This window comes from Pseudoalteromonas luteoviolacea (assembly GCF_001696455.1).
Taxonomy (GTDB): domain Bacteria; phylum Pseudomonadota; class Gammaproteobacteria; order Enterobacterales; family Alteromonadaceae; genus Pseudoalteromonas; species Pseudoalteromonas luteoviolacea_C.
Genome location: NZ_MAUJ01000008.1, coordinates 25,896 through 48,420 on the forward strand (window position 1 = coordinate 25,896; position 22,525 = coordinate 48,420).

The following is a 22,525-nucleotide window of genomic DNA, read 5'->3' on the forward strand; positions in this document are numbered from 1 at the left end:
CCAATTCCTTTATCAAAGGCGCCCCTCGTTGGGCGTTTTTTTGTGCCCGTAAGTTAATCGCTATATTTTCGACCATGGTTAGCTGTAGAAGTGCAGCTTGCGCTACACTTCATGCGGTCTAATTAACAAAGCCTTTGTGCTGACGCAAAGCGGCCTCTCAAACCACGATATTCCCTATGAAGCTTAGTTTTGGAATAAGCTTCAATTCTGAAGTCAACAGGAATGATAGTGTTGTAGTCAATGTCATGATACACATAAGTTAGGATGCGACATTTATTGGTGATATTCGCTACTTCGTCCGTTCTTAAAATATAGCGGAAGTATTTCTTGTATTCAGGGACAGACATACCTGCTGTCGTAAACTGGTCCTCTAAAGAAAATACTATCTCTCCAAATTCACCCACTTGACTAAGTGGCTCAACATCTTTTGAAACAGCATTAAAACTTAAGGCACTGACCGCCATTGCGGCGATTGCAACTAACTTCTTCATAATATCTCCTTATGATTATTCAAATTAAAGTAATTGCACAAATAATGTACCTTTAACGAACACTAAAGTCAAATGATACTCATTATCATTTATTTGAATATATGTATATCTAGTTACTGTATGTCAAAATTTATCATAGCAATTAATAATCCGTGCAATTGTACGTAGCACACAAAGTAAAAAGTAAATATAGAGAATCCAGGGGTTTATAGATGACAGCACTGCAAACCACACAGTGCTGTATAGATGAAGGAAGTAGATTTAGCTTTTCTTAGCGACAGGTAAGCGAACTTCAGCACATAATCCGCCATCTTTACGATTAGAAAGTGTGACTTGACCGCCGTGCGTCGTGACAATACGTTTTATAATTGCGAGACCCAAACCACTGCCCTCAGAACCTCGAGCTTGATCTCCTTGCTTAAAAGGCTCAAATACGGACTCGAGTTCAGACTCGGGTATGCCCGGTCCTCTGTCTTTCACTTGTATCAAAACCCACTTTTTATCCAGCAAACTCACTACCTCAATGTCTTCATTTGAGTAGCGAATTGCATTCTCAATCATATTGGTAATAACTCGCTTGAGTGCCACGGTATTCATCAAAATAGGAGGAAGACTAGGCGCCATTGTAAAGTTGATGACCCGCTTGTGCTGCTGCTCGGCATGAACCACTTCTTCTACTAAAGCATTCACATCGTCCAAGTTCATTTCACCACTGCTATGATGGCGAAGATACTCGATAAACTGATCAATAATGGCATTCATATCTTCGATGTCATCGATGATCCCTTCTTTGAGGTAATCTTCTTCATCAGACATCATTTCAGTCGCAAGTCTTATTCGAGTTAAAGGCGTTCGTAGATCGTGCGATACGCCAGCCATGATCAAGCGTCTGTCGCTTTCCAATGCCGCGATCCCTTTGGACATTTGGTTGAAGGCTCTGGTTACTTCAATCACTTCTGTCGACCCTTGCTCAACCAAACGCAATGAGAAATCCCCAGCGCCAACCCGACTGGCTGCGGTTTGAAGCGCCCTCAAAGGTCGGTTTAAATGGCGGGCAAACAACCACCCCCCCAGTACACTCAAAAAACCGATGCTAGACAGGTAAAATACTAAGAACTCGAGTTTAGTTTCTGAAAAGCCAGACAGCGGTACCCTAACCCAATAGCCCGGTGCTTGAGGTGCTTCCACCCAATACACCACAGGATCTCCCTGGCTAATGCGAACTCTTGCGGAGCCATTGAGCTGCTCTGACATACTCCGTGACAGCAAGCTATACTCTCGTGCTTGACCCAGACCGTGGCGATAAGCCTCTTTTTGAGACATCACGTCAATACCGGTGATTTCAAAAAATTTTTTCGATAACTCTGAGTCGACTTCAACCCCTTCTTCCCAATCAATAAACACCGTTTTAACTTGTTTTGCCAACATCAAGTTTACTTGTTCAAAGGTTGGTTTAAAAACATACAAAGTCACTGTAATGTACGAGACAATCTGGTTGATCAACAGTAAAGCCGCGACAAAAAAAACCGTTTGTCCAAATGCACTACGCGGAAAAATGCTCATTACTTCTCGCCATCGGGCACAAATACGTAACCCAGACCCCAAACTGTTTGTATATATCTCGGGTTTGAAGCATCTTCTTCAATCATTCTGCGCAGCCTCGACACTTGTACGTCTATGCTTCGCTCTAGCGCGCTATAGTCCCTTCCGCGAGCCAAGTTCATTAGTTTATCTCGACTCAAAGGTTCTCTCGGGTGACTCACCAACGCTTTAAGAACAGCAAACTCACCACTGGTTAATGCGATGGTTTCATCTCCTTTTTGCATCTCACGGGTCGCTAAATTCAACCGGAAAATACCAAACTCCACTTCATTTTCTTGCGTCGCAGGTGCACCGGGAACTTCTTTGGTTTTTCTTCTTAAAACAGCTTTAATACGAGCAAGTAACTCTCTTGGGTTAAATGGTTTTGGTAAGTAGTCATCCGCGCCTAGCTCGAGGCCAATAATGCGATCGACCTCATCCCCTTTCGCGGTAAGCATTACAATCGGTATTTCATTTTCTTTTTGACGTAAGCGCCGACAAATAGACAAACCGTCTTCACCTGGTAACATTAAATCCAGTACCATCAAATGGAAGTTTTCTCGTTCTAGCAGCCTATCCATTTGCTCTGCATTCGCAGCACTTCTAACAATAAAGCCCTGCTCAACAAGATAGCGCTCCAACAAACTTCGTAATCTCATATCATCATCAACTACGAGCACTTTAGTTGTTTCATTTCCCATATGATTCTTCTTTTTATCTTTATCGTATTGTTTAAATATAATTGAAATCTAGCAGCTTAGACACCATAACATACAGATAAGATTGTTACTGAAAGTTACAATTATCCGAAACATATGTACCCAAAGCGGGATTATAAATACGATACACTATGAAAACTAACTTGATCACGCCTGAAGGTTATCGAAAATTACAGCAAGAGCACGACCATCTGTGGTTCGAAAAGCGCCCTGAAATAACTAAAATCGTGAATTGGGCGGCGAGCCTTGGCGACCGTTCAGAAAACGCGGATTATACATTTAACAAACGACTACTAAGACAAATAGATAGACGAGTTAGGTATTTACGCAAACGCTTACCTGATTTAAAAGTAATCGAATATAATCCCCAACAAGCTGGCAAAGTGTATTTTGGCGCTTGGGTCGAAATTGAAAATGACGACGGTGAAACTAAACGCTTTAGAATCGTTGGCCCTGATGAAATATACGAGCGTAATGACTATATTTCTATAGATTCTCCGATGGCGAGAGCCTTATTGGGGAAGGCCGTTGACGACGACTTCACTGTTAACACACCTCAAGGCGAAGCCCTATGGTATGTCAATCGAATTGAATATCAGGCCTGATCATACGTACTCAAATATGATATGATATGGTCCTAAAGCTTAATTGAATTTTTAGCGTAGCTAATTGAACATTATAAGGATTTTGCATGAGCAACATCTCAGCTCGTTTAGCCCAGGAGCTAAATGCCTCAGAGCAGCAAGTGCTGGCAGCCACCACATTGTTAGATGAGGGCGCAACTGTACCGTTTATCGCCCGATATCGTAAAGAAGTGACCGGTGGATTAGATGACTCGCAACTACGTTTGCTTGAACAAAGACTTTCTTACCTTCGCGAGCTAGAAGAGCGACGCGCCTTCATCGTTAAAACCATCGAAGAACAAGGCAAGCTCACAGCTCAGCTGTCAAACGATATCGCCTCAGCCGAAAGCAAAACTGAACTTGAAGATTTATACCTGCCGTACAAGCCAAAACGCCGCACCAAAGGCCAAATTGCCATAGAAGCGGGACTTGAATCATTGGCAGATCAATTATTTGCAGATCCGAATTTAAATCCTAGTCAGCTGGCTGAAGATTTTATTAACGCGGATGCAGGTTTTGCAGATACGAAAAGCGTCTTAGAAGGCGCCAAATTTATTCTGATGGAACGCTTTGCTGAAGATGCAAAGTTACTCGCTAAGTTTAGACGTCACATCACAGACAATGCTCAGTTACAAAGTACGATAATTGCAGGCCAAGAAGACAATGGCAGTAAATACAGAGACTATTTTGAGCACAATGAACTCCTAAGTAAAGTACCATCACATCGTGCGCTCGCTATGCTACGTGCACGTAATGAAGGAATTTTACAACTGGCCATCAATCCTGAACCTACGGCAGAAGACCACCAACAATTTTGCGCCCAGATGATCGCCGATCACTACCGCTTAGTTGTGTCCGGTGCTCCAGCCAGTGACTGGCTAATGACTGTTGTTCAGTGGGCATGGAAGATTAAGCTTTCTCTTCATTTAGAGAACGAGTTTCTAGGAACGTTAAGAGAAAAAGCAGAAAATGGCGCAATTGACGTTTTTGCTAAAAACTTAAAAGATCTACTCATGGCTGCACCCGCTGGTCCGAAAGTCACCATGGGTATCGACCCAGGTCTGAGAACTGGATGTAAGATTGCAATTGTTGATGCAACAGGAAAGCTGTTATCTACAACCACGATCTATCCGCATGCGCCTCAAAATCATTGGGATAAATCAATCCGCACCATTGAGCAGTTGAGCCGCCAACATAAAGTACAACTTATTGCGATTGGTAATGGTACCGCTTCTCGCGAAACAGACAAGCTCGCCGCAGAAGTACTCAAAGCAGCATCCGACCTACACCTCACCAAAATCATGGTCAGCGAAGCTGGGGCTTCGGTATACTCTGCTTCTGAGTTTGCAGCCAATGAATTTCCAGATTTGGATGTTTCTTTACGTGGTGCTGTTTCGATTGCTAGACGACTGCAAGATCCGCTGGCAGAGCTTGTGAAAATTGAACCTAAGTCAATCGGTGTTGGCCAGTACCAACACGACGTGTCTCAAAGCCAATTAGGCCTAGCACTGACAGCTGTTGTCGAAGATTGTGTAAACTCTGTAGGCGTCGACGTCAACACGGCGTCAGTGCCGCTTTTAACACGCGTGTCTGGTTTGAATAAAACGCTTGCCAGCAATATCGTCAAGTATCGTGATAGCAATGGCTCTTTTGCAAACCGTAAGCAACTGAAAAAAGTAGAACGCTTAGGTCCAAAGGCATTTGAACAGGCCGCTGGTTTCTTACGTATTCAAAATGGTGAAGATCCACTAGATGCTTCCGCAGTTCACCCTGAAGCTTACCCTGTAGTGAAGTTGATTTCTCAGTCGAAAGAGCTTGAAGTTCAAAACCTTATCGGTAATAGTGATGTGTTAAAGCAGCTCACACCGAGTGACTATGTAAATGATAAGTTTGGTTTACCGACTGTCACCGATATTATCGGCGAACTTGATAAGCCAGGTAGAGATCCACGCCCAGAGTTCAAAACTGCGCAATTCAAGGCTGGCGTCGAAAAGATTTCAGATTTGAAAGTCGGGATGATCTTAGAAGGGGTGGTCTCAAATGTTGCGAACTTTGGTGCTTTTGTCGATGTTGGTGTTCATCAAGATGGCTTAGTCCATATTTCAGCCATTACAGATAAGTTTATTTCAGATCCTCGCGAAGTGGTTAAAGCGGGTGATATTGTTAAAGTTAAAGTCATTGAAGTCGATGTGAACAGAAAGCGTATCAGCTTTACCATGCGCTTAAATGATGCTGCACCCTCACACTCGGAGCAAAGTTCTGGCAGCAAACCTCAAGCAAAATCGCCGAGTAACCAAGGCCGAAAACAAGATCGCCGAGAAAATAAAGGTAATCGCCGTGATCAAGGCAATGCTGCGATGGGAAATGCATTTGCTGAAGCATTTGCTAAATTGAAAAAATAAACATCTGACGTGAAAAAGGAAGGCTCGCCTTCCTTTTTAATTAACTACGAGTCAGACCGTCACTGACAGCTGTGCAACACTCGTAGGGGAGGCTACTTGATTATAAAAGCCTTCAACTCTTAATGCCCTTGACTCAATTTCAGGATCTCTCTCTATCGGTAAAGCCACAGCAAATGGGTCAGCTTCCTGTTGAAGGCGTTTTCGTTCTAAAACGGGCTGTTCAGATTGCGCTGTGCCTTCTTCTGTTAATCGACGATTTTGAAATCCTTGCACTCGTCTTGGAGAATCACTACTTTCTTCATCGCCACTAATAGATTGCTTCGCGAGTTCCGCTTGCGCTGTCGCTATTTTTGAGGTGGCATCAGCAGCAATGGCACGATCTGCGCCTGAAGGCTCTGCTGGTGCTAACGCCGCCGCTCTGACTGTTTGCATTTTTTCGATGGTTTGCTGTGGATCCCCTTCAATGGGCGCCACATCAATCATTACCTGACCGCCTACCGCATAGTTATTACCATCAGGTCCGCGTTGGTATTCATAGCTCGGCGCGCCTGCATATTGACCCCCAACCCTTGCATGGGCTTGCTCATGTAAGCGTACCTCACGATCCCTGTCTTTGAGCTCCATGATTTGTTGCTCGTCTTGCTCTTGTTGGGCCTGTTCTCGCTCGTCAACTTCTTCTTCGTTGCGCTCTTGGCCTTGCTGCTCTGCGGTTTCCTCTTCGTTACCTTCTTTTATGGTTTTATTTTCTTTGAGCTGGCCTGTTGAGTCATAGGTATCTTGACTGTCGTCTTGCGTACTACGAGACTTGTCATTATCTTGAAGGGATTTGTTTTCTGTAGCTGGAGGCGCAACTGCCGCAGGTTTTGGGATAACCTCACGCAGCTCGTTATCGCGCCTAGCCGTTTCGGTATAGACGTTTGCAGTGTTTAAGTTTATCGCCGGTTGTGGCGTAACTATATTCATTCCTACACTTTGATATCAACTAAAGTACCAAGCACTTCATCTGCTGTCTGAATAGTTTGTGCGTTTGCTTTCGCGTTGAACTCTTCAACTCTCAAATTCACCAATGATTCGTCAATTCTGGGAGGCTGAGACACTGGTGCTGTAACCGCTTCTTCAGGTCGCGCTGCCTGTAGTTGACGTTGCTGAGCTAATTGCTCATCGCTTTGCTGATCAACGGTGGCACGGTTTATATCAGCTGTCGCTCGCTCAATATTTTGTTGCGCTCGATTAAAGCCTTCAACGCCAGCGTTAAGAACGTCTCCGATAGGCATAACGTACTCCTAATTACAATTTCACTAAGGTAATTATTGCTCATAATATGTCCAAAATAAAGTCAAGGCGGCAAAAAATTGCCGCCTTTTACCGGATTAACTTTTAAAGGACTGATTTTAGGTAAGTAATAAATTCCTGACGATGGGAAATAAACGGTGCATGTGATGCTTTTGGTAGAATTTTATGCGTAAAAGCGCCATTTAGCCAGCTCAATTCGTCCACAACTTGTGCGGGAACAAGGGCATCCAGTCGGCCGAAAACACCGGTTATTGGACATGTTAGTTTACTAAATTCATGCCTTAGATCGGTGCTTTGTAAAATATCTAACCCTGCACTCAATGCCGTACCTGCTGGCTCTGGTGCTTGCAGTAAAAGCGCCTTAATTTGTTTGATGTCTGCTTTGGCATGTTCGCTGCCCATTGCTTGTATCGCTAAAAAACGTTCGATTGTTTTACGGCTATCTTTGGCTAGCTGGACTTTAAATTGTGCGAGCACGTCAGGCTTAATGCCCGGCCATATGTCTGACTCACAGAACTGAACATTTGAGGCGACTAAAACAAGGTGTGCCACTTTATCTGGCCTCGTTGCAGCCAGTCTTGTCGCAACTAATCCACCTAGCGACCACCCAATCACGATACTATTGGGTTGAATAAATGTATCGATACTTTCAACAATGGCATCCAAATCATAATGTGTTTCCGGCAATGCCTCACCACCAAACCCTGGGAGATTTAAAGCTCGTACTGGTCGCTTTAGTTCTGCGGCAAGCTCTGTTTCTATTAATTGCCAAACTTGCTTGTTCATTCCCCAACCGTGCAACAGCACAACTTCATTTTGCATATTTTTAAACCTAGAGCCAAAATTAGCGCTATGATAGCGATTCAGGGAATGAAAGCAATGTCACTACGACTCACTTTAAGAAAGGGACTGTTTCCAACACACTGCCAAATGTGCCAAACACCCATTGACGAAACTGGGTTATGCCATATTTGCCACGCATCATTACCACTGTTCACCCACTCAGAAACTAACTTATTTTCCCGACCGGACATTAGTCGCATGTTTCACTTACCACATTGCGACGGATTATCCGCATGCGGCTGGTATCAAGGCGCGTTAGCAGGGTGGTTAAAACAGGTAAAATACAACAACAGCCGAGTGGCCATGAAGATACTTCGCCAAGTTATTGCAAAACATTGGCATCACTTAGACTTTGTAAACAAAGTCGGTATAGATGCTTGCATACTGGTGCCCGTAGCAAAAACCCGACTCATCTTTAGAGGGTATAATCAGGTCTACCAAACTTGGGCACCATTACTTGAACGGGCACACTTACCGATTATCAATGTACTAGGAAAGCACGCAGCTCCTTCACAAGTAACAATGCGAAAACAGGCAAGAAAACAAAGCGCCAAAAAGGCTTACTACCTCAAACACAGCTTGATGCACAAACGCATTCTTCTTATTGACGATGTGATGACAACGGGGGCAACCCTCAATCACATATCAGCACTGTGCAAAGAAGCAGGCGCGTCCCAAGTGTGGGCATTCACAACCTGCTTGACGGAAACTTAAGCTTACTTTACCGCATGGGCAAAAAACAAAGCGTTGTTAATTAGCTTGCTCGTACCGTACCAATACCCCCTGAAAACTGGGTTATCGGTCATAGCAATCACCACGCCTTTGCCGTACTCATCTGCAATTAACACACTAGAGGCCGCTATCTGATTTACATTGCGCTGATCTGCATATCCAGATAATAAGGGATTGCTCGTATACTTTAGAACACTTGTAAATGGCCGACCAGTTTGCTTCATCACCCAAGTACTATTTTTGAAAACAGGTAAGATTTCATCTTCCAGACCAAATGCGAGTGGGTGAGAAAGGTCTGCACGTGTGTTGAATATCGCACCTGCAATACGCTGTTTAGCAGCAAGCTCTTCACGCGCTGAAAATGGCATGCCTTGTGTCTCAAATTGCGCTCGCATTTCCTTTTTAGAAATTGTTTCAACATTCAGTATCTGCTGATCAATTAACCACTGTGCACCGCGCTTGTGTCCCCAGATCACGCCTCCTTTTTTCACCCAGGATAAAACAGCAGCCTTAGTCGCCTTACTCAAACCTCGGTAGTTGCCATCTACCATAATTATGTGTGTGTATCGAGCCAAGTTGGCTCTTGATAGACGGCGCTGCTCAATGAGAGTTGGTGCGATACCGACGTGCCTATCTAGGTGGTACCACATTTCCCCCACTTCATACTGACTGGTTCCTTCTCCCCCCACCAGCAGCACCTTCGGCTGTTTCAATGGCATCATTAATCTTGAACCCAAATCAATGCCCTGAGCGGTTAAGCCGCTGCGAATCGCAAACACATCTATCGACGATTGCGTCACTATCTCAATTAACACACTCGGCCAATTTTTATTACTTTGCACACCAGCTGGAATAACCACCGTGCCTGATGAAAAAGTTAGTTCGCCTTGGTGCGTTCGCGCTGAGAATGACTGCAAAGCCACCCGCGCCTCAATGCCGGCTCCAAGCAGCCGATTTAACAGCTTTGGTGCCAAATAGTCGTCCCAAGAAAATGCATAGGCGTATGCCCCTGTTTGGACTGCTTTATTAAGCGTTGGCGGTTCTATTTTTATTGGATTTGTCGCAACTTTTAGTCCCCAACGACTTTTGATGGGCGCAAAACTTAAATCAAATGCATGAGGTAAAGTCCACCCAGATACGTCGTAGAAAGTATTGTCTTCAAAGTTTGTCTGCGTTGAAAAAACGGCTTTAATAAGGCGATACTGAGACTGTGTTAAAGGCACAAAAATATCACCAATTTGATAAGTTCTGCCGGCCACTTTCACTGCTTTTGTTATCTCGTAAGCATTTATTTGGTGGTGGCTTAATAACTTAACAAATGATTCAAACCGAGATATATCGTTACCTTTGGCGACCACATACCCTTTCACATCCTCTTTGTCAGCAAGCTTGAGCGCATCAAGGTAAAATGTTTGTTGGTAATCCAGTAATGCCTCTTTATGCTTCAATGCCCCTTTGAATGTGGATAAAGACGTCAGCAGCTGGTTTTTTATCGTGCGGTGGAAGTGTAAGTCTCCATTGATTGACTCTTGTACATGACCCCGACTACTCGCTTGTTCGAATAGAATCCCAACTGCCCCATTAATATCGGGATACGTTGACCCTTTGCCGACATAAAAGTCATCAAAACTTTCTTGAGTGAAATATAATTGCTTTTCTCTGTCCAGTATCTCTGCATGATACTCGGCTAATTTATGGGTTAATGCTTGGTTTTGTGGTGGTGTAATTGGGTGAGTCCGACTGGGAATACCGGGTTGAAAGAAGTAGCTACTGTTGGTACCCATTTCATGAAAATCTGTCAACACCGTTGGCTTCCAATGGTGAAACTGCGCCACACGCGCTTTGGATTCTGGGTGTTGAAGTAACAACCAATCACGATTAAGGTCAAACCAATAGTGATTGGTACGTGACGATGGCCATGCCTCAACATGTTCACGGCTGGCCGGATCTGCAGATAACGTCTTCCCTCTGTTACTGTTCGCCCAGTGGGCAAACCTAGCTAACCCATCAGGGTTTAATGCTGGGTCTAGTAGGATAACGTTGTTCTCTAACAGGTTATTGATCTCATCGCCTTGTGCTGCGGCTAAGTAGTAAGCCAACAACAATGCGGCATTACTCCCTGACGGTTCATTACCATGAACACTGTATCCCATCCAAATAATATTGGGCGCTGCACTGCGATCCTTACTGACGCTTAGGCTCGCTAGATGGTCTTGCCGTATTTGTTCTAGCTTATCTTGGTTTTTAGCAGTGGTGACAGCAAGTAATAGCAAAGGTCGACGTTCATGGCTAAAGCCAATTGTTGAAATGCTCATTCTAGGACTTTGTTGTGCAAGCAATGTCAGGTAACTTACCAGCTGATCATGCCTAACATGCCATTCACCCACTTCATACCCAAGTACTTCACTCGGTTTTGTGATGCTTTGATCAAATTCGATGTCCGCAGAAAAATAGTAACTTAGTGGCTTAGCTTGGCTTTGAAATATCAAAAACCCAAGTAAGAACAAGGTGATTCTCATATCAACTCCGTCTTTTTAATCTTACCCTTACGCTACCAAGACGCACTGTTTAGCAGCAAATTTTTACGCCCAACACTAGCTACAATAAGATGAGGGGGGTATCATAGGGAGTAACCGAGTAATTTAGTCAAGTATAGCCAGATTATGATCACAATTTCAGAAACCGCACAAACACATTTTGCGAAACTTCTCAGCGATCAAGCTGAGGGCACCAGTATTCGAGTATTTGTTGTCAACCCAGGAACTGCACAAGCTGAGTGTGGCGTATCGTATTGCCCTGCCGATGCGGTTGAAGACACAGATCTTAGATTTAACTTTAATGGATTTGATGCCATTGTTGACGAAGAGAGCGCACCATTTTTAGATGAAGCTGAAATCGATTTTGTAACGGACAAAATGGGTAGCCAACTGACTTTGAAGGCACCGAATGCAAAAGCGAAAAAACTTAAAGATGATGCTTCACTAGAAGAGCGTGTTGAACACATGCTAGTGACTGATGTCAATCCACAACTGGCAAACCATGGTGGTCAGGTAAGTCTTGTAGAAATCACGGATGAGGGCATCGCAGTACTGCAGTTTGGTGGGGGTTGTAACGGCTGCTCAATGATCGACGTCACGCTAAAAGAAGGCATCGAAAAAGAAATGGTTGCCAAGTTTGAAGAAATTACTGGCGTACGTGATATCACTGAGCACGCGCGTGGCGACCACTCTTATTATTAAGATTTTGAGATGTTCACACAATTAGTTTATCGCTTGGGCTCAAACCCCAAGCGCAGCCTGAAGTTTTTTTTCACCGGCATTGGTCTTTTTGTATGTGCAATGGGGCTATTTGCGCTGAGTAATTACCATGATCCAGCTTGGCGAATGGCTGGTTTAGCTGTGCTATTTCCGGCATTAGGCATCGCTGGATATGGTTATCTCGGTATCTTTGCAAATCGCTTTTCGCAAGTTATTTCAGCAAGGCTTGCTGCCCGACGAGCTTTCGATAACGATAAATCAAAGTAATACCACGCAACGCCATAAAACAGGTCATAGACAGCCACAACGCGTGATTACCAAGATCTTTCATGATTAAAAAGGGCAAGAAAAACCCGCATACCGCTGAGATTATCATGCTATTGCGCATTTCTCTTGCTCTTGTTAGTCCGACAAAAACGCCATCAAACAAGAAGCAACTCATCGCAATAATGGGCAAGACAACAAGCCAAGGTAGATAGCTGGTCGCCGTTTCGATCACACTCGGGATACTCGTCAATGAAGTAATTATTAACTCTCCAAATACTGCGAAAATCACGCAGTAAAGTAGCGCAAATACACTTCCCCAAAATACACTTACATTAACCCATGCCTTAAGTTTAGTGACATTTTTCTCGCCTTTGGATTGACCCACTTTTGCTTCAGCAGCATACGCGATACCATCCAAAGCAAAGCTCACTAGCATTAAAAAGTTAAGTAGAACTGCGTTAGCGGCCAATGTATTGTCACCCAACCGCGCACCATAAAACGTCATAAAGCTAAAGCAGAGTTGCAAAACCAAAGAGCGAATAAAAATATCTTTGTTCAGTGACAGCAAATGCAAAACCTGCGTTCGATCTGGGGTTAATATTGAAAATTGCCAGCCTTTTCGTCGAAGCAATTGTAAAGTCAGTACACATGCCAATATGAGCGCACTGTAATCGGCAATAACCGAGGCCCAAGCGGCCCCAGCCACTCCCCACTCGAAGCCAATCACAAAAATTAAATCCAGCACAATGTTGACTAAGTTGGTAAACAAAACAACATAAAATGGTCCTTTGCCGTATTGTAGACCCAACATAAACCCCAACAATACCAGATTCATCATTGCCGCTGGTGCACTGTAGATTCGAGTCGAAAAGTAAATGCTCGCTTGCTCCATTACTTGCGGTGTTGGGTTAGCCAATTGCTCTATAAGCTGCAATAGTAAGGGAGATAAGACAACGAGAGTTAACGCGAAAATCAGCGCGAGAGTAAGACTTGCAAACAACGATTGTAATGCCCTTGTCTGATTTCTTTCACCATAAGCTTGGGCAATTTCTCCTGTCGTACTCATGCGTAAAAAGCTCGCGAGCCAGAATAACAGTGCGATACTCCCAGAACCAAGAGCAATACCAGCGAGAAAATGAGCGTGACTTAAGTGTCCAATAACAGCAGTATCAACTAACCCTAACAGTGGAACCGAAATATTTGATAAAATCATCGGCGCTGCGAGAGTAAGTAGTGGAATATGATAAGGTGTACGCAGGTAATGAAAAAGCTTCATAATTTAGTTCTGTTAATTGGGTTAGTCAGCGCCTCGGCGCAAAGTGCGACTATATTACAGTATCATCACGTCAGTGAGAAACTCCCACCGGTGACAAGTGTCAGCGCCGATACATTTAAATCTCATTTGGAGTATTTAAAATCAGGCAACTATAACGTCATTGCGCTAGACAAATTTATTGAACAATTAAGAGCCGGTAAACCTTTACCCATTAACACCGTTGCTATCACCTTTGATGATGGCTATGACAACAATATTGAGGCCGCCGCGCCGCTTCTTGAAGCTTATAATTTCCCCTATACGATTTTTGTTAATCCTAAACTCATTGATGAGGGGCAAAATTATGTAATGACTTGGGCTGAACTCAGAGCCCTGTCAAAACGAGGGGCACTCATTGCCAACCACAGTGCTAAACATGATTACTTGCACCTTCGCCAACAAGGCGAATCACAAGCACAATGGAAAGAGAGAGTTAAAACGGATCTAACCTGGTCACAACAGCGAATTGCTGCTGAAGTCGGTCATAACTACCCCTATATCGCATATCCATATGGAGAATTCGACAACTCGGTACAGGCACTTGTTAAAGAATTGGGGTTAGTTGGTATTGGACAGCACTCTGGTGCAGTAGGTGTAACCACTGACTTTACGCGTGTACCGCGCTTTCCTGCATCTGGCATTTATAGCAATTTAAAGACCTTGAAGGTGAAAATTAAATCACTGCCTTTTGCGATTGATAAATTGAGTTATATAAACTCGGTCACAACCGAACGCACACCATCATTTACTCTCTCATTCAAAGAGATGGATTTCTATCAAAGTCAGTTTGCATGTTTTGTTTCAGGTGTGGGTAGAGCGACGCTAACTTGGAAGAACAAAACAGAAGTACAAGTGACCTCCCCAAAGGCGTTGCCCAATGGACGCTCTAGGTATAACTGTACAGCACCATCCAAAACCCATAAGGGCCACTTTTACTGGTTTTCACAGCCTTGGGTCATTCAATAACATAGCAGGTCAACGGCTTGCTGATTTCAGCAAGTTAATTGCCATATTATCCAAAGACACCACTTTGTTGGCTGCATTCAATTCAACCGCAGCACGAGGCATTCCCCACACTACGCAAGATGCCTCGTCTTGCGCAAAGGTGTTAGCACCGCCTTCTTTTAGTCTCAGAAGACCTTGTGCACCATCGCTGCCCATACCTGTGAGTAGCGCCGCATGCACCTGTTTTGCTACAGGCAACAGAGAATCAAATAGTACATCTACTGCTGGCTTATGACGATTAACTTTGTCCCCATCATTCAGCTGGCATACTAACTTGCCACCTTGTTGAGCAACAAGTAAATGCTTATCCCCGGGCGCAATAAACACTCTTCCTTCACCAAGCACATCTCCATCTTCAGCTTCTTTCACAGACACTGAGCAACACCTGTCCATTCGCTGTGCAAAGGATGCGCTAAATACGGGGGGGATATGCTGAGTGATCACCACTGGCGGACAGTTGCTAGGCATCTTTGTGAGCACTTCTCGTAATGCTTCAGTGCCCCCAGTAGAGGCTCCTATCGCAATGATATTATTGCTTTTGTATTTAGTGTCTCCACTGGCCGCTTTTTCGGCATTCTCTTTAGCAGGTTTAAATGCTCTGACTCGGGCACGACTCGCCGTGCGGATTTTTTGGTATAAAATATCCGCATAGGCTTCGAGTTGCTCGGCAACATTTGTCATGGGCTTTGCAATAAAGTCAACGGCCCCAACCTCTAAAGCCTCAAGTGTTTCAGGCGAGCCTTTTTGAGTGAGCGTCGACAACATCACGACTGGCATTGGCCTTAACCTCATTAAGTTCTTTAGGAAGCTTAAGCCATTCATTTTTGGCATTTCGATATCAAGCGTCAACACATCGGGTTGAGTCACTTTAATCATATCTCTCGCTTCGTAGGGATCTTTTGCAGCCCCTACAACTTGTATATCTCCTGCTTGTTCTAACACGGCTTTAAGCACCGCTCGCAGTAAAGGAGAATCATCGACGATAAGTACCTTAATCATGTGCCATTACTCTAAAATAATTCAATGTCAGTTTGGGCATCTTGCATTTCGATGTCATGGAGGTACTTAACTTCGCGCTTTTCAATTGTATCATTGTGCATTTGCCGTAGCTTTTTCACTTTGGCGGTGCCCGATTGAGGGTGAAAAACGACCTTGCGAGGCCAAGGCCCGCCAACATCATGAGAGACTAAGTTCAGATTTTCTTCTTCTACATAAGCGTGAGCAAAACGGATATTACCAACGCCAATGTCAGTCATCGCGCTGATTATCTTCCCACCGCCGAATAGCTTGACCTTTAGGTTGTCTCTACTCGCCCCATTTTTCAGAACTTCGTTTATCAAATACTCCATTGCCCAGTTCCCATATCGGCAATTAAAGTCATCAGTATGTACGTTTGTTATTTCCTTCATATTTTGTGCACCTGGCAACATAAAATGGTTCATGCCGCCAATACCCAGTTTTTCATCGTACACACAGGCTGCAATACACGACCCCAATACAGTAGAAATAAGCTCATCGTTTTTAGACACGTAAAACTCACCTGGCAGCACTTTTGCGACTACTTTGCTACGACCTGCATCCCAAAACCGTTTAACATGCTCAAAGCCCCGGATCACCGGTCTAAACTGATTCATGCTGCATCGATCCTCTTATACATTGTTTTGCCTAAATTCTTAAAATCAGTCCGCTCTTTACTCATTGTTTCTGAGTGGCCGATAAAAAGGTGCCCATGTGTTTTATCGAGTAAATCGTGGTATCCCTTGAAAAGGTTATCTTTCGTTTCTTTATCGAAATAAATCAGCACATTTCTACAAAATATCAAATCAAAAGGGCCTCGCATTGGCCAAGGCTCTAGTAAATTTAAGCGCTTGAAATAAATAATTTCTTTTAATTTGTCTTTCACACGATATTGGCTGCCATCACTGCTTTTTAAAAACCACTTTCTTAAGTGACTCTCTTCTAACCCGGTGACCGACGTGCTGTTGTATGTGCCTTCCGACGCTTTTTGCAACACATTCGAGTCTAAGTCTGTGGCGAGTACCTTAACATCCCAATCACTCGGGAATTCATCCGCAATTGTCATTGCTATACTATAAGGCTCCTCCCCTGTAGAGCAGCCTGCTGACCAAATTCTGACACGCTTTGACATCCGATTGTCAGACTTTATGCGCTCGACCAACCCAGTCTTTAAAAATTCGAAATGGTGGGCCTCTCTAAAGAATGACGTAAGGTTAGTTGTAATTGCATTAATAAAGTGACTGAACTCTTGCTCGCCACTATTATCTAAATAACTTAAATATTCTTCAAAGGTGCGTAGTCCGTTTGCTCTTATGCGCCTAGCTAAGCGCGAATACACCATTTCTCGCTTGTGGGGCCCAAGGACAATACCGCAGGCGTTATAAACTCTGTCAGAAATATTCTGAAAGTCCTTATCCGTGAATGGAAATTCTTTCATACGAGCACACTTTTAAAATAGTTCACTTTATAATCAGGAATTGATAACGAGCGCTTAACTGCAAAGTTAAAGGGAAGTGAGCACTTCCCTCTCTCATCACTTTATATGTGGACTCTAGAACTCTTCCCATTCATCTGAATCATCCGCAAAACGATTCGCGGCTTCTGACTTGCTACGACCCATATCTACTGCGCCATTAGACGAGGCACTCGGCAGCTTAATGCTCGCAGTATTGCTAGATGGCGGTTGCGGTTTACTTAAGCGCTCAGTGGATATACTCGCCACTTCAGAAAGTCCACTACTGCCACTAGATTCACCCACATTGAAGAAATTCAACAGCCTTCTCATATCATTCGCTTGCTCGGCCATAGACTCCCCAGCCGCAGAAGCCTCTTCTACTAATGCTGCATTTTGCTGAGTCATTTCATCCATTTGAGCAACCGCTTTATTCACTTGCTCAATACCCGAGCTCTGCTCTTCAGACGCCTCTGCTATATCCGAAATCATCTCCGTCACACGTTTTACCGCTTCGACAATTTCTTTTAGTGTCGAGCCAGATTCATTAACCAATAATGTGCCATCTTCTACTTTGCCCACACTGTCTCTGATCAAGTCTTTGATTTCTTTTGCCGCACCCGCTGAGCGCTGCGCCAAATTCCGTACCTCACCTGCTACAACGGCAAAACCTCGACCTTGCTCGCCCGCTCTTGCAGCCTCAACAGCAGCATTGAGCGCAAGTAGGTTAGTTTGAAATGCAATTTCATCAATGACACTAATAATATCGGCTATTTTCTTACTTGATTCATTGATCTCAGACATGCTTGCAACAGCTCGGTTAACAACCTCGCCTCCAGCCACAGCTTTTTCACTGGTCTCTGAGGCCAGTTCATTGGCGACTTTCGCATTGTCTGCATTTTGCCTTACTGTGCTTGTCATTTCTTCCATACTTGAAGCTGTTTCTTCAAGTGACGACGCCTGCTCTTCTGTTCTTTGGCTCAAGTCAGCATTGCCTTGAGAAATCTCCTCAGCACCACTGGCAACCATAGCAGCCGAAGAACTGATCCGGTTTAGCACCTCAGTTAGCTTATCAGCAGTGGTATTCGCATCTTGTTTGAGCTTATCAAATGCACCGTTGTAGTTTGCATTAATACGCTGCGTTAAATCGCCATTCGCTAGGGCGTCAAGCATATTTACGGTGTCTGACACAGCATCGTCAACAATAGACACAAGGCCATTTAACCCTTGGGCTAAGCGTAAATAAAATCCTTCTTTATCATTTTCGTTCAATCTTGCTGATAAATTACCTGAACGAGCAGACTCTACGAGCTCATTCACCTCAGATTCAATGGCCACTTCATCGGTTCTATCTTCCCACTCCACAACCGTACCAATACGCTCACCATCTGCAGCGATAATCGGGTTAGCAACCAAGCCAAAGGTACGGCCACCCACTTGAATCTCTGTCTTATAGGTACTGGTTAAATTGGTCACCATATTGCGTTGATGCGCGGGGTTTTTGTGGAACACATCAATGTTCGCCCCCATCAGCTTGCCGCAATCAAAGTTAGGCAAGTCCTGACGAATGTCTCGTTCCGCATTTTTCATCATCTCTACAACAGATTCATTCATATAGACGATATTGAAGTGCGAGTCAGCAATCATGGTATTGGTTGCCACGTTGTCTAAAGCTCTACGTACTCTGAGGTTTTCGTTGGCAGCTGACTGCGCTTCTCGCTCCCGTTCTAACCGCTCGGTTTTATCTTCCCATTCAACCACTGTCCCTATACGACGGCCCTCAGAGTCTTGCACCGGCGTAGCAATTAATCCAAAAGTAAATCCAGCGACTTGAATATCGGTATTGTACGTACCAGTCATGCTGTTAAGTAAATTTCTTTGATGTGCGGGGTTTGCATGGAATATATCGATATTTTGACCAATGAGATCATCCACATTAAAACGCGGGAGGGCCTCTTGCAGCTTGGCCTGATTTTTTCTGAGCATCTGGGTAACAGATTCATTTATGTAGACGATGTTATAATCATCGTCCGCCAACATGACGTTAGCTTGGCATACATTCAATGCACTGGAGATACGTGCATTTTTCGCAGCTTCATCTTTTTGCTTTTTCTCAATGGCGAGTTGCTGAGTCAGGTCTCCCCACTCAACCAGCGTTGCGATACGATTATTATCTTCGTCAAATACCGGTGTGGCGATAAGATCAAAAGTTAGCCCAGCGACCGTGATTTGTGTCTTGTACACATCGCGCAAATTAGCTAACAAATTGCGTTGGTGACTTGGGTTCGCATGGAACATGTCGATGTTAGTACCAATTGTGGTTGCCACATTGAAGTTTGGTAACTCTTGACGGAGTTGATGTTCGTTCTTCCGAAGCATGCTGGTCACCGAGTCATTCATATAAACAATATTATGCTCACTGTCCGCAACCATAATATTGGCTTGACACCCTTTTAACGCCAGCAACAAACTCTGGGTATGATCATCTTGATGAACTTCCTCGCTTTCACGAGTAGACAAAGCTCTAAATAGTTGCGGAAACCCCGAAAAATCCACTTGCCCGAGCTGCTCTTCACTGCGAGCCTGAATGATGGGTAAAGCACTGTAAACAGTAGCTAATTGCAGAGTAAAGGCAGACAACCCTTGTTTCATAAATATCAACGCCGCTGCAATGCCTAGCAAAGGCACAACGAAAGATAACATACGCATTTGTTCGGATTCAGCCTGTCCCAGCTGAGCACCAAGAATGACACTAACAACCAGTATGACCCCGGTAATTAAGATCTTGTTATTAATACTGCTTTGGATACTCTGTTCACTCATTTCGACCCCCAATTAGCCTTTGAGTCCACTCTTATCACTCAAATCTAAAACCTTTTCTAGATTTAAAAGCACAACCATTTTTTGCCCTACATTGACTAGACCATGAACAAAGTATGCATTGTCAGAATCTTGAAAGTCGGGTACATCCTTCGCTTTCTCTTCGGCAATGCTATATACATCTGATACAGCATCCACTACTAGCCCCATTATTTTTTGCTGATCTTTTATTTGCACCGAAACGACAATCACGACGGTGAGCGGTCCATACTCAATCGCGTCAATGCCAAACCGCATGCGCAAATCAATGATCGGCACTATGGTGCCTCGTAAATTCATTGCACCACGCACAAAGTTAGGGGAGTTGGGGATCGTAGTAACTGGTTCCCAGCCCCTTATTTCTTGCACGGCTAGTATGTCCATGCCGTACTCTTCATCATGCATCATAAAAGTTAAAAACTGCTTTTCGTCCGACTCTCCATCGAACATCAACTGTTGATTTACGCCTACTTGATCAATCATGCAGGTTCAGCCTCCTCGCCTTTCAAATCCACTAACAGCTCTGTAGATCCCGGGCGGCGCAATCCACTTAACTTGATTAAGCCACTAATATCAATGATCAGAGAAACGGTGCCGTCTCCCAAAATAGTTGCACCAGAAATGCCATCAACTTTCTGATAATTTGCCTCTAAACTCTTAATAACCACTTGCTGCTGTGCCAATAGGTCGTCAACCAATAAGCCAATTTTGTAATTATCACTTTCAACAACAACTAACAGCGTTTTATCTAACTCTTCTCTCGCGCCTTGATGACTAAAAATATCGTACAATCGCAGAATAGGGATGTATTCATCCCGTAGCCGTAACACTTCTAATCCTTTGCCGACTTTACTCACCTTTGAAATATCAATTTGCAGCGATTCGACAATAGAAATCAGCGGAATAATATAAGTATGCGCAGCCACTTGAACCAATTGGCCATCTAATATAGCGAGTGTTAATGGCAAGCGAATAGTAAATGTGGAGCCGACGCCTTGCTTGGATGTCACTTCAACAGAACCGTTCAATGCTTGGATGTTTCGCCTTACAACATCCATTCCTACACCACGACCTGAAATATCACTAACACTGTCGGCGGTCGAAAAGCCAGGCATAAAAATGAGCTCATTAATTTCTTCTACGCTGAGCTCATCGGACTCTTGAATTAACCCGTTCGCAATCGCCTTGCTACGAATTTTATCTGTATCTAACCCTTTTCCGTCATCCATGATTTCTATGACAATATTTCCGCCTTGATGAAATGCATTAAGTGTCACGGTCCCTACCGGATCTTTGCCATTGGCAATTCTATCTTCGGGGGTTTCGAGTCCATGATCGAGCGAGTTTCTCACCAAGTGCACCATAGGATCCGAGAGCTTTTCCATAACGGTTTTATCCAGCTCAGTTTGCTCCCCGACAAGTTTTAGTTCGACTTGCTTATTTAATTTTTGGGATGTGTCTCTCACCAAACGAGGGAAGCGGCTAAATACGAAGCTTATCGGAAGCATCCTGATCCGCATTACATTCTCTTGCAGATCGCGCGTGTTATGGGCCAGCTGGGTAAGTCCTTCCTGTAATGCCGCAATACTGGATTCAGTAATATCTTGATCGCCAATTTGGCTTAACATCGCTTGCGTAATTACTAACTCACCCACCATATTTATTAGTGAGTCGACCTTATCAATTCCCACCCTTATGGAAGTTGCGCCAGAATCACTCGACTTTCTGCTCTCAGCCTTGGTACTTTTAACGGTTTCAACTTTTTGTTGAACTGAGGCCAATGTTTGTTGCGCTTTTTCCGCCTCAGCATCGGGCTTTGTTACTTCAGTAGCGCCAGAACTTTCACCAGCGATTTCGGCCGAACTGTCATTTTGGCTCGAGTTGCCTTCATTACTTCCGTGTTGAGCAGCAGGTGTTTGCACGGGTTCGTCATCGAACAAACCGCCACAAGCTTCTATTTTGATTTCAGCATCATCTTCAACCCATTCAAAAATCTCGGCTATCGCCTGCTCTTCTCGAGTAGTTGTTAAAAAGAAACGCCAATGCAGGAAACAGTCTTCAGGGTCGAACTCCAAGAAATCAGGAATTGCATCATGGAACGCACTGACTTCTAGTTCGCCCAATTCAGCCAACTCTGAAAACATGTAAAGTGGCTCATTTCCGGTTTTGAATAAATGAGGCTCTGGCTTGAACTCAATCTGATAGGTTGTACTCTGCAATGCCTCACTTTCAACTACCGTGGCGGCCACCTCTTCAACAGGAGATTCTTCTCCCCCTAATATCGCTTCAAACCGTGCTTTGAGTTCATGTGATTCACTTAAATCAGGCTCCTCTTCTGCTTGCAAAGCACTGAGCAGACCACGTACACAATCTACCGATTTAAGTAACAAATTAACGTGCTCAGCCGTTAAAACTCTCTGCCCATCACGAATTTGGTCAAGTAGTGTTTCTAGTACATGAGTAAAATCAGAAACAGACACAAACCCAAATGTTCCACTGCCGCCTTTGATAGAGTGAGCAGCTCTAAATATGGTGTTAATGGTTTCAGAGTCTTCTTTACCTGGTTCAAGATTAAGAAGTTCTGCCTCCATGGCATCCAAGCCTTCAAAGCTCTCTTCGAAGAACACATCAAAAAACTGACTTAAATCTATACTCATGCCTATACCTC

Annotated in this window: 20 protein-coding genes; 6 read left to right on the forward strand and 14 right to left on the reverse strand. The window is 44.1% G+C overall.

Going from position 1 to position 22,525, the window contains the following annotated elements; genetic code table 11:
- Positions 1-122: 122 nt before the first annotated feature.
- The 3 genes from A7985_RS19480 to ompR all read right to left on the reverse strand — a co-directional run bounded on the left by A7985_RS19480 (position 123) and on the right by ompR (position 2,773).
- The gene (locus A7985_RS19480) at positions 123-491 is read right to left on the reverse strand and encodes a hypothetical protein (protein ID WP_065792167.1); all 369 of its coding nucleotides are present in this window, start codon (positions 489-491) and stop codon (positions 123-125) included.
- A gap of 261 nt (positions 492-752) precedes the next feature.
- The gene (envZ, locus tag A7985_RS19485) at positions 753-2,054 is read right to left on the reverse strand and encodes a two-component system sensor histidine kinase EnvZ (protein WP_065792168.1); all 1,302 of its coding nucleotides are present in this window, start codon (positions 2,052-2,054) and stop codon (positions 753-755) included.
- Positions 2,054-2,773, reverse strand: a complete 720-nt coding sequence (gene ompR, locus A7985_RS19490) for an osmolarity response regulator transcription factor OmpR (protein ID WP_063373335.1) — start codon at positions 2,771-2,773, stop codon at positions 2,054-2,056. Before ompR ends, envZ begins: the two co-directional genes overlap by 1 nt.
- A 149-nt stretch (positions 2,774-2,922) precedes the next feature.
- Between ompR and greB the strand changes: the two genes are divergently transcribed.
- Together greB and A7985_RS19500 are read left to right on the forward strand one after the other, a co-directional pair.
- The gene (gene greB / locus A7985_RS19495; protein ID WP_065792169.1) at positions 2,923-3,396 is read left to right on the forward strand and encodes a transcription elongation factor GreB; all 474 of its coding nucleotides are present in this window, start codon (positions 2,923-2,925) and stop codon (positions 3,394-3,396) included.
- Positions 3,397-3,482: 86 nt separating this feature from the next.
- Positions 3,483-5,816 (forward strand): Tex family protein, encoded by a 2,334-nt coding sequence (locus A7985_RS19500; RefSeq protein ID WP_065792170.1) that lies wholly within the window; start codon positions 3,483-3,485, stop codon positions 5,814-5,816.
- Positions 5,817-5,867: 51 nt separating this feature from the next.
- Here A7985_RS19500 and A7985_RS19505 read toward each other — a convergent pair whose 3' ends face one another.
- The 3 genes from A7985_RS19505 to bioH form a co-directional block, all read right to left on the reverse strand.
- Positions 5,868-6,779: a putative metalloprotease CJM1_0395 family protein gene (locus A7985_RS19505; protein ID WP_065792171.1), complete on the reverse strand. Its 912-nt coding sequence runs from the start codon at positions 6,777-6,779 to the stop codon at positions 5,868-5,870.
- Between the two features lie 2 nt (positions 6,780-6,781).
- The gene (locus tag A7985_RS19510) at positions 6,782-7,090 is read right to left on the reverse strand and encodes a hypothetical protein (RefSeq protein ID WP_065792172.1); all 309 of its coding nucleotides are present in this window, start codon (positions 7,088-7,090) and stop codon (positions 6,782-6,784) included.
- A gap of 103 nt (positions 7,091-7,193) precedes the next feature.
- The gene (bioH, locus tag A7985_RS19515) at positions 7,194-7,931 is read right to left on the reverse strand and encodes a pimeloyl-ACP methyl ester esterase BioH (RefSeq protein ID WP_065792173.1); all 738 of its coding nucleotides are present in this window, start codon (positions 7,929-7,931) and stop codon (positions 7,194-7,196) included.
- 57 nt (positions 7,932-7,988) lie between these two features.
- Here bioH and A7985_RS19520 point away from each other — a divergent pair, with 57 nt between their 5' ends.
- Positions 7,989-8,666 carry a ComF family protein gene (locus A7985_RS19520; protein WP_065792320.1) on the forward strand — a complete coding sequence of 226 codons (678 nt, stop codon included), beginning with the start codon at positions 7,989-7,991 and terminating at the stop codon, positions 8,664-8,666.
- Positions 8,667-8,668: 2 nt separating this feature from the next.
- On the opposite strand, the gene A7985_RS19525 is transcribed toward A7985_RS19520, so the two are convergent.
- On the reverse strand, positions 8,669-11,203 hold the full coding sequence (locus tag A7985_RS19525) for a M14 family zinc carboxypeptidase (protein ID WP_065792174.1): 2,535 nt from the start codon (positions 11,201-11,203) through the stop codon (positions 8,669-8,671).
- Positions 11,204-11,347: 144 nt separating this feature from the next.
- Here A7985_RS19525 and nfuA point away from each other — a divergent pair, with 144 nt between their 5' ends.
- Entirely contained in the window at positions 11,348-11,923 is a 576-nt protein-coding gene (gene nfuA, locus A7985_RS19530; RefSeq protein WP_065792175.1) for a Fe-S biogenesis protein NfuA, read from the forward strand.
- A gap of 9 nt (positions 11,924-11,932) precedes the next feature.
- Positions 11,933-12,208, forward strand: a complete 276-nt coding sequence (locus A7985_RS19535) for a hypothetical protein (RefSeq protein ID WP_065792176.1) — start codon at positions 11,933-11,935, stop codon at positions 12,206-12,208.
- On the opposite strand, the gene dinF is transcribed toward A7985_RS19535, so the two are convergent.
- Positions 12,153-13,484, reverse strand: coding sequence for an MATE family efflux transporter DinF (gene dinF / locus A7985_RS19540; protein ID WP_081310643.1), 1,332 nt, complete (start codon positions 13,482-13,484; stop codon positions 12,153-12,155). The two genes, A7985_RS19535 and dinF, sit on opposite strands and share 56 nt — an antisense overlap.
- Here dinF and A7985_RS19545 point away from each other — a divergent pair.
- Complete coding sequence (locus tag A7985_RS19545; protein WP_065792177.1) at positions 13,449-14,489, forward strand: polysaccharide deacetylase family protein; 1,041 nt, start codon at positions 13,449-13,451, stop codon at positions 14,487-14,489. The genes dinF and A7985_RS19545 overlap by 36 nt on opposite strands.
- Before the next feature lie 9 nt (positions 14,490-14,498).
- On the opposite strand, the gene A7985_RS19550 is transcribed toward A7985_RS19545, so the two are convergent.
- The 6 genes from A7985_RS19550 to A7985_RS19575 form a co-directional block, all read right to left on the reverse strand.
- Positions 14,499-15,527: a protein-glutamate methylesterase/protein-glutamine glutaminase gene (locus A7985_RS19550; protein WP_065792178.1), complete on the reverse strand. Its 1,029-nt coding sequence runs from the start codon at positions 15,525-15,527 to the stop codon at positions 14,499-14,501.
- 11 nt (positions 15,528-15,538) lie between these two features.
- Entirely contained in the window at positions 15,539-16,162 is a 624-nt protein-coding gene (gene cheD, locus A7985_RS19555) for a chemoreceptor glutamine deamidase CheD (RefSeq protein WP_065792179.1), read from the reverse strand.
- Positions 16,159-16,983, reverse strand: a complete 825-nt coding sequence (locus A7985_RS19560) for a CheR family methyltransferase (protein WP_065792180.1) — start codon at positions 16,981-16,983, stop codon at positions 16,159-16,161. Before A7985_RS19560 ends, cheD begins: the two co-directional genes overlap by 4 nt.
- A 114-nt stretch (positions 16,984-17,097) precedes the next feature.
- Entirely contained in the window at positions 17,098-19,821 is a 2,724-nt protein-coding gene (locus A7985_RS19565) for a methyl-accepting chemotaxis protein (RefSeq protein WP_065792181.1), read from the reverse strand.
- Positions 19,822-19,833: 12 nt separating this feature from the next.
- Entirely contained in the window at positions 19,834-20,340 is a 507-nt protein-coding gene (locus A7985_RS19570) for a chemotaxis protein CheW (protein ID WP_063373349.1), read from the reverse strand.
- On the reverse strand, positions 20,337-22,514 hold the full coding sequence (locus A7985_RS19575) for a chemotaxis protein CheA (RefSeq protein ID WP_065792182.1): 2,178 nt from the start codon (positions 22,512-22,514) through the stop codon (positions 20,337-20,339). Before A7985_RS19575 ends, A7985_RS19570 begins: the two co-directional genes overlap by 4 nt.
- Positions 22,515-22,525: the final 11 nt, after the last annotated feature.

What these genes read in the sequence shown, in the direction of transcription:
- bioH (WP_065792173.1), bottom strand. Translation starts at nt 7,931, where the DNA reads ATGCAAAATGAAGTTGTGCTGTTGCACGGTTGGGGAATGAACAAGCAA.
- A7985_RS19545 (WP_065792177.1), top strand. Translation starts at nt 13,449, where the DNA reads ATGATAAGGTGTACGCAGGTAATGAAAAAGCTTCATAATTTAGTTCTG.
- greB (WP_065792169.1), top strand. Translation starts at nt 2,923, where the DNA reads ATGAAAACTAACTTGATCACGCCTGAAGGTTATCGAAAATTACAGCAA.
- A7985_RS19525 (WP_065792174.1), bottom strand. Translation starts at nt 11,203, where the DNA reads ATGAGAATCACCTTGTTCTTACTTGGGTTTTTGATATTTCAAAGCCAA.
- dinF (WP_081310643.1), bottom strand. Translation starts at nt 13,484, where the DNA reads ATGAAGCTTTTTCATTACCTGCGTACACCTTATCATATTCCACTACTT.
- A7985_RS19565 (WP_065792181.1), bottom strand. Translation starts at nt 19,821, where the DNA reads ATGAGTGAACAGAGTATCCAAAGCAGTATTAATAACAAGATCTTAATT.
- A7985_RS19535 (WP_065792176.1), top strand. Translation starts at nt 11,933, where the DNA reads ATGTTCACACAATTAGTTTATCGCTTGGGCTCAAACCCCAAGCGCAGC.
- A7985_RS19560 (WP_065792180.1), bottom strand. Translation starts at nt 16,983, where the DNA reads ATGAAAGAATTTCCATTCACGGATAAGGACTTTCAGAATATTTCTGAC.
- A7985_RS19575 (WP_065792182.1), bottom strand. Translation starts at nt 22,514, where the DNA reads ATGAGTATAGATTTAAGTCAGTTTTTTGATGTGTTCTTCGAAGAGAGC.
- A7985_RS19505 (WP_065792171.1), bottom strand. Translation starts at nt 6,779, where the DNA reads ATGAATATAGTTACGCCACAACCGGCGATAAACTTAAACACTGCAAAC.
- A7985_RS19500 (WP_065792170.1), top strand. Translation starts at nt 3,483, where the DNA reads ATGAGCAACATCTCAGCTCGTTTAGCCCAGGAGCTAAATGCCTCAGAG.
- A7985_RS19510 (WP_065792172.1), bottom strand. Translation starts at nt 7,090, where the DNA reads ATGCCTATCGGAGACGTTCTTAACGCTGGCGTTGAAGGCTTTAATCGA.
- A7985_RS19480 (WP_065792167.1), bottom strand. Translation starts at nt 491, where the DNA reads ATGAAGAAGTTAGTTGCAATCGCCGCAATGGCGGTCAGTGCCTTAAGT.
- A7985_RS19570 (WP_063373349.1), bottom strand. Translation starts at nt 20,340, where the DNA reads ATGATTGATCAAGTAGGCGTAAATCAACAGTTGATGTTCGATGGAGAG.
- ompR (WP_063373335.1), bottom strand. Translation starts at nt 2,773, where the DNA reads ATGGGAAATGAAACAACTAAAGTGCTCGTAGTTGATGATGATATGAGA.
- A7985_RS19520 (WP_065792320.1), top strand. Translation starts at nt 7,989, where the DNA reads ATGTCACTACGACTCACTTTAAGAAAGGGACTGTTTCCAACACACTGC.
- envZ (WP_065792168.1), bottom strand. Translation starts at nt 2,054, where the DNA reads ATGAGCATTTTTCCGCGTAGTGCATTTGGACAAACGGTTTTTTTTGTC.
- nfuA (WP_065792175.1), top strand. Translation starts at nt 11,348, where the DNA reads ATGATCACAATTTCAGAAACCGCACAAACACATTTTGCGAAACTTCTC.
- A7985_RS19550 (WP_065792178.1), bottom strand. Translation starts at nt 15,527, where the DNA reads ATGATTAAGGTACTTATCGTCGATGATTCTCCTTTACTGCGAGCGGTG.
- cheD (WP_065792179.1), bottom strand. Translation starts at nt 16,162, where the DNA reads ATGAATCAGTTTAGACCGGTGATCCGGGGCTTTGAGCATGTTAAACGG.